Source organism: Stenotrophomonas sp. YJH_SMC_40 (genome assembly GCF_059368615.1).
Map to the genome: position 1 here is coordinate 36,601 of NZ_JCAFRX010000010.1, position 13,632 is coordinate 50,232.

The 13,632-nt window shown below is 68.3% G+C and carries 14 protein-coding genes; all 14 read left to right on the top strand.

Annotation, left to right across the window (positions count from 1 at the left end):
• The first annotated feature begins 55 nt into the window (after positions 1-55).
• The 14 genes from AC5P6X_RS17810 to AC5P6X_RS17875 all read left to right on the top strand — a co-directional run bounded on the left by AC5P6X_RS17810 (position 56) and on the right by AC5P6X_RS17875 (position 13,623).
• Positions 56-1,453, top strand: coding sequence for a cytochrome ubiquinol oxidase subunit I (locus AC5P6X_RS17810; RefSeq protein WP_049448215.1), 1,398 nt, complete (start codon positions 56-58; stop codon positions 1,451-1,453).
• Position 1,454: 1 nt separating this feature from the next.
• A complete protein-coding gene (gene cydB / locus AC5P6X_RS17815; RefSeq protein ID WP_005414876.1) occupies positions 1,455-2,468 on the top strand; it encodes a cytochrome d ubiquinol oxidase subunit II in 1,014 nt (337 codons plus the stop codon).
• 217 nt (positions 2,469-2,685) lie between these two features.
• Positions 2,686-3,429, top strand: a complete 744-nt coding sequence (locus tag AC5P6X_RS17820; protein WP_049448217.1) for a beta-ketoacyl synthase chain length factor — start codon at positions 2,686-2,688, stop codon at positions 3,427-3,429.
• Positions 3,422-4,219, top strand: coding sequence for a lysophospholipid acyltransferase family protein (locus AC5P6X_RS17825; RefSeq protein WP_005414875.1), 798 nt, complete (start codon positions 3,422-3,424; stop codon positions 4,217-4,219). Before AC5P6X_RS17820 ends, AC5P6X_RS17825 begins: the two co-directional genes overlap by 8 nt.
• Positions 4,206-4,463, top strand: a complete 258-nt coding sequence (locus AC5P6X_RS17830) for a phosphopantetheine-binding protein (RefSeq protein ID WP_005411610.1) — start codon at positions 4,206-4,208, stop codon at positions 4,461-4,463. Before AC5P6X_RS17825 ends, AC5P6X_RS17830 begins: the two co-directional genes overlap by 14 nt.
• Positions 4,464-4,480: 17 nt before the next feature.
• Positions 4,481-4,738: an acyl carrier protein gene (locus AC5P6X_RS17835; protein WP_005411609.1), complete on the top strand. Its 258-nt coding sequence runs from the start codon at positions 4,481-4,483 to the stop codon at positions 4,736-4,738.
• A gap of 22 nt (positions 4,739-4,760) precedes the next feature.
• Positions 4,761-5,312 (top strand): COG4648 family protein, encoded by a 552-nt coding sequence (locus AC5P6X_RS17840; RefSeq protein ID WP_005414874.1) that lies wholly within the window; start codon positions 4,761-4,763, stop codon positions 5,310-5,312.
• A 168-nt stretch (positions 5,313-5,480) separates the two neighbouring features.
• Positions 5,481-6,989, top strand: coding sequence for an ApeI family dehydratase (locus AC5P6X_RS17845; RefSeq protein WP_495215550.1), 1,509 nt, complete (start codon positions 5,481-5,483; stop codon positions 6,987-6,989).
• Positions 6,979-7,749, top strand: coding sequence for a glycosyltransferase family 2 protein (locus AC5P6X_RS17850; RefSeq protein WP_049448222.1), 771 nt, complete (start codon positions 6,979-6,981; stop codon positions 7,747-7,749). The genes AC5P6X_RS17845 and AC5P6X_RS17850 overlap by 11 nt, the downstream gene beginning before the upstream one ends.
• A gap of 1 nt (position 7,750) precedes the next feature.
• The gene (locus tag AC5P6X_RS17855; RefSeq protein ID WP_495215551.1) at positions 7,751-8,692 is read left to right on the top strand and encodes a lysophospholipid acyltransferase family protein; all 942 of its coding nucleotides are present in this window, start codon (positions 7,751-7,753) and stop codon (positions 8,690-8,692) included.
• On the top strand, positions 8,682-10,232 hold the full coding sequence (locus AC5P6X_RS17860) for an HAL/PAL/TAL family ammonia-lyase (protein ID WP_065183621.1): 1,551 nt from the start codon (positions 8,682-8,684) through the stop codon (positions 10,230-10,232). The genes AC5P6X_RS17855 and AC5P6X_RS17860 overlap by 11 nt, the downstream gene beginning before the upstream one ends.
• Positions 10,219-10,650, top strand: a complete 432-nt coding sequence (locus AC5P6X_RS17865; RefSeq protein ID WP_005411603.1) for an acyl-CoA thioesterase — start codon at positions 10,219-10,221, stop codon at positions 10,648-10,650. The genes AC5P6X_RS17860 and AC5P6X_RS17865 overlap by 14 nt, the downstream gene beginning before the upstream one ends.
• Positions 10,647-11,276, top strand: coding sequence for an outer membrane lipoprotein carrier protein LolA (locus tag AC5P6X_RS17870; protein WP_033833815.1), 630 nt, complete (start codon positions 10,647-10,649; stop codon positions 11,274-11,276). Before AC5P6X_RS17865 ends, AC5P6X_RS17870 begins: the two co-directional genes overlap by 4 nt.
• On the top strand, positions 11,248-13,623 hold the full coding sequence (locus tag AC5P6X_RS17875) for an MMPL family transporter (protein WP_329762713.1): 2,376 nt from the start codon (positions 11,248-11,250) through the stop codon (positions 13,621-13,623). The genes AC5P6X_RS17870 and AC5P6X_RS17875 overlap by 29 nt, the downstream gene beginning before the upstream one ends.
• Positions 13,624-13,632: the final 9 nt, after the last annotated feature.

The window sequence follows — 13,632 nt, forward strand, 5'->3', positions numbered from 1 at the left end:
CGAAATCCTCCTAAAGTGGTCCGGTATCCCACCGGTCACAGGCAGGAGGCGTCCCTTGGACGCGTTGTTGTTGTCCCGGATCCAGTTCGGATTCGTCATCAGTTTCCATGTGCTGTTCCCCGCCTTCACCATTGGCACGGCCAGCTGGCTGGCCTTCATCGAATGGCGCTGGCTGCGCACGAAGTTGCCCGTGTGGCGCGAGCTGTATTTCTTCTGGCAGAAGATCTTCGCGGTGTCGTTCGGCATGGGCGTGGTCAGCGGCATCGTCATGGCCTTCCAGTTCGGAACCAACTGGCCACGGCTGAGCGAGGTGGCCGGCACGGTCATCGGCCCGCTGCTGACCTATGAAGTGCTGACCGCGTTCTTCCTGGAAGCCAGCTTCCTCGGCGTGATGATGTTCGGCTGGGGCCGCGTCTCGCCGCGCCTGCATTTCCTGTCCACCTGCATGGTGGCGCTGGGCACGCTGTTCTCCACGTTCTGGATCCTGTCGTCCAACAGCTGGCTGCATACGCCGGCCGGCTACGAGATGGTCAACGGCGTGGTGCATCCGGTGGACTGGTGGCAGGTGGTGTTCAATCCCTCGTTCCCGTACCGGCTGGCGCACATGGCGCTGGGTTCGTTCATCACCACCTGTTTCGTGATCGGTGGCGTGGGCGCGTGGTACCTGCGCAAGGGCACGCACGTGGAAGCGGGCCGGCGCATGCTGATCGCAGCGGTGGCGTTCGCGGCACTGACCGTGCCGGTGCAGATTTTCGTCGGCGACATGCATGGCCTGAACACGCTCAAGCACCAGCCGATGAAGATCGCGGCGATGGAAGCGCACTGGCATGAAACCAAGGAGGGCGAGGGCGTACCGCTGGTGGTGTTCGCGCTGCCGAACGAGAAGGAAGAGCGCAATGATTTCGAAGTTGCCATCCCGAAGCTGGGCAGCGTGATCCTCACCCACAGCCTGGACGGTACCTTCGACCCGCTCACCTCGGTACCGTCCAACGAGCGGCCGCCGGTGACGCCGGTGTTCTTCGCCTTCCGCATCATGGTCGGTTTGGGCACGCTGATGCTGCTGCTGGCCTGGGTGTCGGCGTTCCAGTTGTGGCGGAAGAAGCTGCTGGATTCGCCGTGGCTGCTGCGCGGCTGGAACTGGATGCTGCCCAGCGGCTTCATCGCGCTGCTGTCGGGTTGGTTCGTCACCGAGATGGGCCGCCAGCCGTGGGTGGTGTATGGCGTGCTGCGCACTGCTGATGCGGTCGGCCCGCAGAGTGCGTGGATGACCGCGCTGTCGCTGGCGGTCTACGTCGTTGGCTACGCCTTCGTGTTCGGCTGGGGCATCTGGTACCTGGTGAAGATCCTGCGCCACGGACCGCGGCCACATGATGATGGGCCGTCGCTGGACCACGGCAGCCACACCCCGGCACGCCCGCTGTCGGCGGCCGACGAACCGCTGGAGGAGCGCTGACATGGACCTGATGACCTGGCTGCCGGTGGCGTGGTTCGCGGTGATCGGCTTCGGCGTGCTGATGTATGTGGTGCTGGATGGCTTCGTGCTCGGTATCGGCATCCTGGCCCCGTTCGCCGAGGACGAGGAGCAGCTGGACCTGATGATGAACACCGCCGCGCCGATCTGGGACGGCAACGAGACCTGGCTGGTACTGGGCGGCGCCGGGCTGCTGGCGGCGTTCCCGAAGGCCTATGCGGTGTTGTTGTCGGCGCTGTACCTGCCGGTGCTGCTGCTGGTGGTGGCGCTGGTGTTCCGCGGCGTGGCGTTCGAGTTCCGCTTCAAGGCACACCGGTCGCGCCGGCTGTGGAGCGTGGCGTTCGGACTCGGTTCGCTGCTGGCCACGTTTGCCCAGGGCGTGATCCTCGGCACCCTGGTGCAGGGCATCCCGCTGGTGGACGGTGTCTATCAGGGCGGGCCGTTCGCCTGGTTCAGCCCGTTCGCGATGCTGACCGGTGCCGCGCTGGTAGCCGGCTATGCGCTGCTGGGCAGCACCTGGCTGATCCTGAAGACCGAAGGCCGCGTGCAGGCGCTGGCACGGCAGATGACCCGGCCGCTGGTGGTGGCGGTGATCGCAGCGATGGGCCTGGTCAGCAGCTGGCTGCCGTTCCTCGATTCGCGGCTGATGGCGCGCTGGTTCAGCGACGGCAACTTCTGGTGGCTGTCGCCGGTGCCGCTGTTGACCCTGGCGGTGGCCGCCGCGCTGTGGCGCAGTGCGACCCATCCGCGCCGCGACCTGCCGCCGTTCCTGCTCAGCCTGGCGCTGTTCGTGCTTGGTTTCCTTGGCCTGGTGCTGGGCATGTGGCCGTACCTGCTGCCGCCGTCGATGACCCTGTGGCAGGCCGCCGCGCCGGCCTCCTCGCTGGGCTTCACCCTGGTCGGGCTGGTCATTCTGCTGCCGGTCATCCTCGGCTATACGGCGTGGTCGTACCGGGTGTTCCGCGGCAAGGTGCACGCCGACACCGGTTACCACTGATGGGTTGAAGGCGGGGCCCGCCGGTGCCGGGCCCCGTGTTGGGGAATGTGAAACCTGCACACCCCGGGCGGGACGTGCTAGCGTGCGCTCCTTTCCGGCAGCCAGGGGGGCAGCCGGCGACGTCCTGGACGGACGCACGGCTGCAGGAATGGGGGGCCGCCGCGCGTCGCCGTAATGGCTCGTGCCTATCGATCTCCCGTTGAAGCACCAACGCTAAATGATTGAATTCTCCATCGTCGACTGGGCCGCGTGGGCGCCCGGCCTGAGCGAGCGTAGCCAGTGGCTGGGCTGGGCCGAAGCGCCGTACCTGCCGCACGGCGGGGATACGCCGGCACTGGCAGAGGTTCCGGCAATGCAACGCCGTCGCATCGAGCGGTTGGGCCGCATGGCGATCCAGACCGCGTGCTGGTGCGAGGACGGGCAGGGGGCCGACAGCGACGTGCCGCTGGTGTTCGCCAGCCGCCATGGCGACGTCGCACGTTCGATGGACCTGCTGGGGGCGCTGGTCGGCGACCAGCCGTTGTCGCCCACCGGATTTGGCCTGTCGGTGCACAACGCGATCGCCGCGCTGTATTCAATCGCCCGCGGCCATCGCGGCAACTACCTGGCATTGGCTGCTGGCCAGGCAACGGTCGAAGCCGCGTGCCTGGAGGCCGTCGGCCTGCTGGCCGATGGCGCCCGCGAGGTGCGGGTGGTGGTCTACGAGTCGCCGCTCCCGGAGGTTTACGCGACGTTCGCCGACGAACCCGACCCGTTCTTCGCCTGGTGCTGGCGTTTGACCGCGCCAACAGGGGGCCGGCCGACGCTGGCGCTGCAGTGGCAGCCGGCCGACGGCCAGGCCAGCACTGTGCCCGGCCTGCTGCCGCACGCGCTGGACCTGCATCGCTTCCTGTTGTCCGGCGCGCCAGCGCTGGAGCACGTGGCCCATGGCCAGCGCTGGCGCTGGGGCCGCCGTGAGTGAGCTGCCGCGCCGCCTCGACCACGCCTGGCGGGTGTTTGGCACCGGCCTGAGCTTTGTTGCGTTTGGCCTGGGCGGGCTGCTGCTCGGCGTCCTGGTGATGCCGGTACTGCTGCTGATGCGGGACCCGGTGGCCCGTCGCCGGCGCGCCCGGCGCGTGGTCCAGGTCGCGTTCGCCAGCCATCTGCGGCTGATGCGCGGGCTGGGGGTGATGACCTACGAGATCGAGGGCGGTGAACGCCTGCAGCGTGACGGCCTGCTGGTGCTGGCCAACCACCCGACCCTGATCGACGTGGTCTGCCTGATCTCGCTGCTTCCCAACGCCGACTGCGTGGTCAAGCGGGCCGTGGCCTGCAACCCGTTCATGCGCGGTCCGGTACGGGCCGCCGGCTACATCTCCAATGACGATGGCGCCGGCCTGGTCGATGACTGCGTGGCCGCGGTGCATGCCGGCGGCACCCTGGTCATCTTCCCGGAGGGCACCCGCAGCGTGCCCGGGCAGCCGCCGCGCCTGCAGCGCGGGGCCGCCAACATCGCCGTACGGGGCCGCATCGACGTCACCCCGGTGCGGATCACCTGCAGCCCGCCAACCCTGACCAAGGGACAGAAGTGGTATCGTGTCCCCTCACGTCGCTTTCACGTTCGGCTGCAGATCGGCGAAGATATCCCGATCGCGCCTTTCTTGGCCGAAGACGACTCGCCAAGGGGGGATGCCTTGGCGGCACGCCGCGTTACCGAGCACCTTTCTCGTTATTTCGACCTGTCTGGAGAGCCGCCCCGTGCAAGCACTTGAGCACGAGATCAAGGAATTGATCATTTCCTCCCTTTCGCTGGAGGACATCACGCCGGAGGACATCGATCCGACCGCGCCGCTGTTCGTCGAGGGCCTCGGCCTGGATTCGATCGACGCGCTGGAGTTGGGCCTGGCGCTGCAGAAGAAGTACGGTGTCAGCCTCTCGGCCGATTCGGAAGAAACCCGTCGCCATTTCTCCAGCGTGCGCGCGCTCGGCGAGTTCGTCGCCGCCCGCCAGTCGTAACGGCGCCAGGAATTGCCATGACCAAGAATGAACTGTTCGAACGCATCGTCAGCATCCTGACCGACAGCTTCGAGATCGAAACCGCCCGGATCACCCCCGAGGCACGCCTGTACGACGACCTGGATATCGACAGCATCGATGCGGTCGACCTGATCGTGCAGCTCAAGCCGCTGCTGGGCCGCAACCTGCAGCCGGAAGCGTTCAAGGCCGTGCGCACCGTGCAGGACATCGTCGATGTCGTGCATGGGTTGCTGCCGGACCAGGCAGCCGCCTGACCGCAGCGCCGGCGGCTCCGCCATGGCACGCGCACGCACGGTCGTGGTGGCTGCGATCTCGCTGGCCTACCCGGTGCTGGTGTACCTGGCGATGGGCCGTTTCGAGCCACGCTGGCTGTCGCTGCTGCTGTTCACCCTGGCCCTGCTGCGTGCGCTGAGTACGCGCCAGCCGCTGTGGTGGGCCGCCGCCGCGGGAACCGGCCTGCTGGCCGTGTTGGCCACCGTGCTGAACCAGGCCCTGCCGCTGAAGCTGTATCCGGCGCTGGTCAACATGGTGATGCTGGCGGTGTTCGGCACCAGCCTGCGCTTCGGCCCGCCGCTGGTGGAACGCCTGGCGCGGTTGCAGGAGCCGGACCTGCCGGCGTTCGCGGTGGCCTATACCCGCCGCGTCACCCAGGTGTGGTGTGGCTTCTTCGTTCTCAACGGCAGCCTGGCCCTGCTGACCGCGCTTTACGCGTCGGACCGGGTCTGGATGCTCTACAACGGATTGTTGGCGTACGTGATGATGGGCGTGTTGTTTGCAGGTGAGTGGCTGGTGCGGCGTCGGGTCAAGGCAGCGCACGCGCATGGCTGAGTGGATTGCCCTGGACCGGCTGCTGGTGGACCCGCAGCCGCAGCGCAGCATCGGCGTGTGCGATGGCGAGGTGATCGACCATGCCCGCTTCCGCCAGCGGGTGCTGGCCTGGCGTGCGGCCTTTGCTGCTGCCGATGGCCGTGACTGGCCCTGTACTTCGATGATGCGGTGGCCTTCGCTGCTGCGCTGTTCGGCGCCTGGCATGCCGGCAAGCGGGTGTTCCTGGCTGCCGACAACCTGCCGGCCACGCTGCAGGCGCTGCGGCCACAGGTGAGCGGTTTCGCCGGCGATGTTTCCACCGACTACCGAGCGCTGGTTGCCCCCACCGTTGGCGTGGACGGCGAACTGCAGGTGCTGGACGAGCGTGCCTGCGAGCTGTGCGTGTTCACCTCCGGCAGCACGGGCCAGCCCAGTGCGATCAACAAGCGCATGGACCAGCTGGCGCGCGAGGTGGATGCGCTGCAGGCTGCGTTCGGCGCGCAGCTGGAAGGCGTGCAGGTGCATGGCACGGTGTCCCACCAGCACATCTACGGCCTGCTGTTCCGGGTGCTGTGGCCGCTGGCCGCCGGCCGCTTGATCCATCCGCGCCGGTTCTTCCACGAAGACCTGGTGGGCGCGCTGGCCGGCACCGACACGGTGCTGGTGGCGACGCCAGCCCACCTCAAGCGCCTGCCCGAACAGCTCGACTGGGCCAGCCTGCACGGCCGCCTGCGCGCGGTGTTCTCCTCCGGTGGCCCACTGCCCGAAGAAGCCGCACGCCAGGTACGGCAATGGCTGGGCGTGGCACCGACCGAGGTTTACGGCAGCAGCGAAACCGGGGGTATCGCCTGGCGCCGCTGGGATACCGACCTGCCACCGTGGCAGCCGTTGCCGGGCGTGCAGTGGCGCATCGAGGATGGCTGCCTGGCCGTCGCCTCGGCGCATCTGGAAACCCTCGACTGGTGGCGCACCCAGGACCGTGTCGAAGCCCTGGCCGATGGCCGCTTTCGCCTGCTGGGCCGCGCCGACCGCATCGTCAAGATCGAGGAGCGCCGCGTTTCGCTGGATGCGCTGGAACGCGCGCTGCGCGAAGACACCGAAGTGGACGATGTGAGAGTGCTGGTCCTGCCGGGACAGCGTGAGCAGCTGGCAGCGGTGGTGGTACCGGCCAGCCTGGCGCTGCTGGAGGGCGGTGACGCCGCGCGCCGCGCGCTGGGCCAGCGCCTTGGCGCGCGCCTGGCACAGGCGCATGACGCGGTCACCCGGCCGCGCCGCTGGCGCCTGGTGAAGGCGCTGCCGATCAATGCACAGGGCAAGGTCACCCAGGCGGCACTGGCGGCGCTGTTCCAGCCGCTCATGCCGGTGCCGGTCTGGGATCACCGCGATGCTGCCAGCGCTACGTTGCGCATGACCCTCGACCCGGCGCTGCGGCCGTTCCAGGGCCACTTCCCGCAGGCGGCGATCCTGCCCGGCGTGGCGCAGCTGGACTGGGCCGTGCGTTTTGGCCGCCAGGCGTTCAGCATGCCAGCCGGATTCCTGCGCATGGATGCGGTGAAGTTCCAGCACGTGGCCTGCCCGGGCGATGAGCTGACCCTGCAGCTGGACTGGGATGCCACGCGCAATGTGCTGGCGTTCCGCTACACCTCCAGCCACGGTGTGCATGCCAGCGGCAAGGTGGTTTTCGCCGATGCGGACTGATCCGGCCGTTGCCGGTGCCGCGTTCGCGCCACTGGTGGTGATTCCCGTCTACGACCATGAGCACGCCATCGGGGCGGTGGTCGACGGCGTGCAGGCCGCCGGGCTGCCGTGCCTGCTGGTCGACGATGGCTCGCATGAAGCGTGCGCGACGGTGCTGCGTTCGCTGGCACAGCGCCAAGGCGTCGACCTGCTGCGCCTGGACATCAACCAGGGCAAGGGCGGCGCGATGCTGGCCGGCTTTGCCGAGGCCGCTGCGCGTGGCTACAGCCACGTGCTGCAGATCGATGCCGACGGCCAGCACAATACCGCCGACCTGCCGCGTTTCATCGAGGCGGCGCGTGCGCACCCGGGTGCGGTGATCTGCGGCATTCCGGCCTACGACGCCAGTGTTCCCAAGGCGCGCCTATATGGCCGCTACGCGACCCACATCTGGGTCTGGATCAACACGCTGTCGCTGCACCTGCGCGACACCATGTGCGGCTTCCGCGTGTATCCGCTGCCGCCGGTGCTGCGCCTGATCGGTGAAGAGACCATCGGCCGCCGCATGGATTTCGATACCGAGGTGATGGTGCGCCTGTACTGGCGACAGCTGCCGGTCGAGCACCTGGCCACGCGGGTGACCTATCCCGCCGATGGCGTGTCGCACTTCGATGTGTGGCGCGACAACGTGCGCATCAGCCGCATGCATACCCGCCTGTTCTTCGGCATGCTCTGGCGCGCACCGCGCCTGCTGTGGCGCCGCCTGCGCGGGCAGCGCTGAGATGGCGGCCGCGCAGGGCGCTCCGCACTGGGCCGACATCGGCGAATCGACGTCGGTGGCCGGCGTGCTGTTCCTGTGCTGGGTGCACCGCTGGTTCGGGCGCTGGCCGTTCCGCCTGTGCGTGTGGCCGGTGGTGGCCTGCCACTGGTTGGGCAACCGCGTCGGCCGCCAGGCCTCCATGCAGTACCTCCAGCGCCTGCAGGCACACAGCGGTGTGCTGGGCCGTGCGCCGACCCGGCGCGACAGCCTGCGCCACTTCTTCGCCTTCGCCGACACGATGCTGGACAAGATCCTCGGCCTGGGCGGGCGCTATCCGGCCGAACGCATCCACCTGCATCGCGACCTGGTGCTGGAGAAGATCGCGCGCCGCGAAGGCGGGCTGATCCTGACCGCACACATCGGCTGCCTGGAACTGTGCCAGGTGCTGGCCGAACAGGTGCCGGGGTTCCGCATCACCGTGCTGGTGCACACCGCGCATGCGCAGCGCTTCAACCGCCTGCTGCAACGGCTGGACCCGCTGGCGGCGGTGGAACTGGTGCAGGTAACCGAAATGGGCCCGGCCACGGCAGTGATGCTGGCCGAGCGCGTCGCGGCGGGGGGCTTCGTCGCCATCGTCGGCGACCGCACGCCGGTGCAGGGCGGACGCAGCGTCACCGCCGATTTCCTTGGCCACCGCGCCCCGTTCCCGATCGGTGCCTATGTGCTCGCCGCTGCACTGGGCTGCCCGGTCTACACCATGGCCTGCCTGCACCAGGGCGAGGGCTACCGCGTGGCATTCGAACAGTTCGCCGAACGCATCGTGCTGCCGCGCGGCTCACGCGATGCGGCACTGGCCGAACAGGCACAGCGCTTCGCGTGCTGGCTGGAACTCCAGGTCATCCAGTCCCCGTTGGACTGGTTCAATTTCTTCCCCTTCTGGGATCAGGCTCCGCATGACGACTGACGCCGTACCCGTGTGCCGCTTTGGCGATGCACCGTTGACCATCGAAGACGTGGTTGCCCTGGCCCAGCGCCAGTGCGAGGCCGCACTGAGCGACGCGCCGGCATTCCGCGCCCACATCCAGCGTGGTGCCGACTTCCTCGACCGCCTGCTGCGCGAGGATGGCGTGATCTACGGTGTGACCACCGGCTATGGCGATTCGTGCACGGTGAACATCCCGCCGGCACTGGTGGCTGAACTGCCGCACCACCTGTATACCTACCATGGCTGCGGCCTGGGCCGTTACCTGGACCCGGTCGAGACCCGTGCGGTGCTGGCAGCGCGCCTGGCCTCTCTGGTGCGCGGCATGTCCGGTGTAAGCCTGCCGCTGCTGGAAGGCCTGGCCACGCTGCTGCGGCACGACGTGCTGCCGATGATTCCGGCCGAAGGCTCGGTCGGTGCCAGTGGCGACCTGACCCCGCTGTCGTACGTGGCGGCGGTGCTGTGCGGCGAGCGCGAGGTGCTGCACGACGGCCGCGTGCAGCCGGCGGCGGACGTGCTGGCGAAGATCGGCATGACCCCGCTGAAGCTGCGGCCGAAGGAAGGCCTGGCGATCATGAACGGCACCGCGGTGATGACCGGCCTGGCCTGCCTGGCCTGGCAGCGCGCCGACTACCTGGCACGCATGGCTACGCGCCTGACCGCGTTCAACGTGCTGGCCAGCGACGGCAACGCGCACCACTTCGACGAAACCCTGTTCGCAGCCAAGCCGCACCCGGGCCAGGGCCGCATCGCCGCGCGCCTGCGCAGCGACCTGCACAGCGAGCGCCCGCCGCGCAATGAACAGCGCCTGCAGGATCGCTACTCGCTGCGCTGCGCACCGCATGTGATCGGCGTGCTGGAGGACAGCCTGCCGTTCCTGCGCCAGCTGATCGAGACCGAACTGAACAGCGCCAACGACAACCCGCTGATCGACGCCGACGGCGAGCGCATCCTGCATGGTGGCCACTTCTACGGGGGCCACATCGCGCTGGCGATGGACACCCTGAAGAACACCGTGGCCAACGTTGCCGATCTGCTCGACCGGCAGCTGGCGCTGGTGGTGGACGCCCGTTACAACCATGGCCTGCCGGCCAACCTGTCGGCGGCCACCGGTCCGCGCGCGGCCATCAACCATGGCCTGAAGGCACTGCAGATCAGCGTGTCGGCCTGGACTGCCGAAGCGCTGAAGCAGACCATGCCGGCCAGCGTGTTCTCGCGTTCCACCGAGTGCCACAACCAGGACAAGGTCAGCATGGGCACCATCGCCGCGCGCGACTGCCTGCGGGTGATCGAGCTGACCGAACAGGTGGTGGCGGCAATGCTGATCGCCGCGCGCCAGGGCCTGGCCCTGCGTGAGCGGGTTGGCCTGAATGCGCAGCTGCATGGCAGTCTGGCCGACATGTATGCCGACCTGGGGCAGCGCATCGCCCTGGTCGAGGAAGACCGCGCGCTGGATCGCGAACTGCGGGAACTGCTGGTGGAGATCCGCGCGCAACGTTGGGAGCTGTATGCCGGTGAATGAGGCCATTGAACGGGTTGGCGAGATTGCGTTGACCCCCGCCTTCCATGACTGCGATCCGATGAACGTGGTCTGGCATGGCAACTACTTCAAGTACTTCGAGATCGCGCGCTGCGCGCTGCTCGGTCGCTACGACTACGACTACCCGCAGATGCTCGAATCAGGCTACCTGTGGCCGGTGGTCGACGCGCGGGTGAAGTACGTGCGTCCGCTGCTGTTCAACCAGGCGCTGCGCGTGGTCGCGCGCATCGTGGAATGGGAGAACCGGCTGAAGATCGAGTACGAAATCCTCGATGCGGAAAGCGGCCAGGTGCTGACCCGGGCGATGACCATCCAGGTCGCGGTGGACGCGGCCAGCAAGGAAATGCTGTACCAGTGCCCGCCGGTACTGTGGGAACGCCTGGGAGTGCCTGCGCCATGAACCGAGCGAACCGTTTCGCGCGTGCGCTGCTGTGCGCGCTGCTGCTGGTGGCCGCACCACTGGTGCAGGCGGCCGACCCTGCCATCGATGCGATTACCCAGGCGGTGGCGCGGCCGGATGTGCTGCGTGGCCAGTTCAGCCAGGAAAAGCAGGTGAGTGGCTTCAGGAACCCGCTGCGCTCGCAGGGCCGGTTCGTGGTCGCGCGCCAGCACGGCGTGATCTGGACCACGCTCAAGCCGTTCCCCTCGGAAGTAGTGGTCACCGCCGACCGCATCCTCAGCCGGCAGCGTGATGGCAGCACCCGCGTCGAACTGGACGCGCGGCAGCAGCCGGCGATGCGTTCGGTGAATGCGATCATGTTCGCGTTGATGAGTGGCGACGTGCAGGCACTGTCCAGCCAGTTCAACGTGGCAGCCAGCCGTGAAGGGCAGGGCTGGCGGCTGCGCCTGACGCCGAAGTCGGCGATGCTGGCCAAGGCCTTCGAATCGCTGACCCTGCAGGGCGACCGCTACGTGCGCCAGGTCGAGATCGTCGAGGCCAACAAGGACCGCACGCAGATCCAGTTCAGCGCGTTGAGCGAGGCGCCGGCCACGCTCAATGCCGACGAGGCCCGCCGCTTTGAGTGAGGCCGTGGCATCGAACGCACCGGACCGGTTGCGGCGCTGGTGGCACTGGCTGGGCATTGCCTGGCTGCTGGTGCTGCTGGCGCTGGGCGCACAGCAGTGGCAGCTGTGGAACCAGCAATCGCGGATCGACACCGACATCCTCGCCCTGCTGCCGCAGGATGCGCACGACCGCCTGTTGAGCGACGTCACCCGGCGCATTGCCGATGGCAGTTCGCGGCAGGTCGTGGTGCTGCTCGGCAGCAAGGACAGCGCGGCTGCCAAGCGCGCGCAGGCGGCCTTTGCGGCGGCCATGGCCAAGGATGCCGACCACGCCTTGCTGGTACCCAGCGGCTCGATCGAAGGCTGGTTTGACGAGGCGCGCGCGTTCTACGCGCCGTACCGCGACCGCCTGCTGACACCGGCCCAGCGCGAGCAGTTGCTGGGCAGCGAACCGGGCGTGTTGGCCGAGCAGGCGCTGGCTGCGCTGTATGGCCCGATGGGTGCGCCGCGATTGACTGAATGGCGCCAGGATCCGTTGTCGCTGTGGACGCAGTGGTGGCAGCAGCAGGCGCAGGGTTCGGGCCTGCGGTTGGGCGATGACGGCCTGCTTGAAGCCGAGGGCAGGCATTGGGCCGTGCTGCAGTTCGATACGCCCGGCTCGGCGTTCCAGCTGGATGGCGAGCGCCACCTCGATGGCCTGCTGGAACGTGCCGGGCAAGCCGCCACGGCGGCGGCGCCTGAGCTTGAAATCCTGCATGCGGGCGTGCCGCTGCATGCCGAGGCCGCCGCGGTGCAGGCCAACCAGGAGATCAACACCATCGGTTGGGGGTCGCTGGCGGCGGTGCTGCTGCTGGTGTGGCTGGCATTCCGCTCGCTGCGCCCGATCCTGCTGGTGGCCGCCTCGCTGCTGATCGGCTGTGGCGTGGCGCTGGCGGTGACCGTGCTGGTGTTCGGCAAGGTGCACGTGCTGACCCTGGTGTTTGGTGCGTCGCTGGTGGGTGTGGCCGAGGATTACGGCATTCACTGGTTCGCCTCGCGCCAGACCGAACCGGCCGATCGTCGCTGGAAACTGCTGCGGCATCTGCTGCCCGGCCTGTGGCTGGCCCTGCTGACCAGTGCGCTGGCCTACCTGGCATTGGGCCTGGCCCCGTTCCCCGGCCTGCGCCAGATGGCACTGTTCTCGGTGGTGGGCCTGGCCGCAGCTTTCCTCACGGTGATCTTCTGGTTCCCGTGGCTCGACGGTGGCGAGATCCGCCAGACCCGCTTCTCGCAGTGGCTGGGCAATACGCTGGAGCGTTTCCCGCGGCTGCATGGCCGCCGCGCGGTGACGGTCTTCGTGGTGGTCGCGCTGGCACTGTCTGCCATCGGCATCGTGCGCCTGCAGAGCAACGACGACCTGCGCAGCCTGCAGTCGTCACCGCCGGCGTTGATGGCGCAGCAGATCCGCCTGAGCCAGTTGCTGGGCATGCCCAGCCCGGCACAGTTCTACCTGGTGCAGGGTGTCGATGCCGCGCAGCTGCTGCAGCGCGAGGAAGCACTGACCGAGCGCCTGCGTGTATTGGCCACCGACAAGCGCATTGGCGGCTATCGCGCGATCAGCGATTGGCTGCCGTCGCCGGCGCGCCAGCAGGCCGATGCCGCGCTGACCGCGAAGGTGGAACCCAGCGTGCTGTCGGCCGTGTCCGAGGCGGTGGGCGAGCCGCTGCAGCGACCGCAGTTCGCCGCCGCGCCGCTCACCGCCGAAGCCTTCCTGGCCTCGCCGGCCTCGCAGCCGTTCCGCCACCTGTGGGTGGGTGAAGTCGGTGGGCAGATGATCAGCGTGGTGATGGTCGATGACCTGTCGCGCGCCGATGCCCTGGCCACGCTGGAGGGTGCCGCCGAAGGCCTGCCCGGCGTGCGCTGGGTAGACCGCACCTCCGATTTCTCCAAGCTGCTGGGCCACTACCGCAAGCTGATGGGCGGGCTGCTGCTGGTCGGCATCGCACTGGTGTTCGGTGCGCTGTGGCTGCGCTACCGCCGCCAGGCCTGGCGCGTATTTGCCCCCACCCTGATTGCCGGCGCACTGACCCTGGGCCTGCTGGGCCTGTTCGGCCAGCCGCTGCAGCTGTTCAACGTGCTGGCGTTGATGCTGCTGCTGGGCATGGGCATCGACTACGGCATCTTCCTGATCGAACACCGTGGCGATGCCAGCGCATGGCTGGCGGTCTGCGTGGGTGCGGCCAGCACCTGGCTGTCGTTCGGCCTGCTGGGCCTGTCGCAGACCCCGGCGCTGCGCGCGTTCGGCCTGACCCTGCTGTTCGGCATCGGCCTGGTCTGGCTGATCTCGCCACTGTTCCGGCCGCCACCGCATGACCTGCCGCCGGCCTGAGTCCGCCTT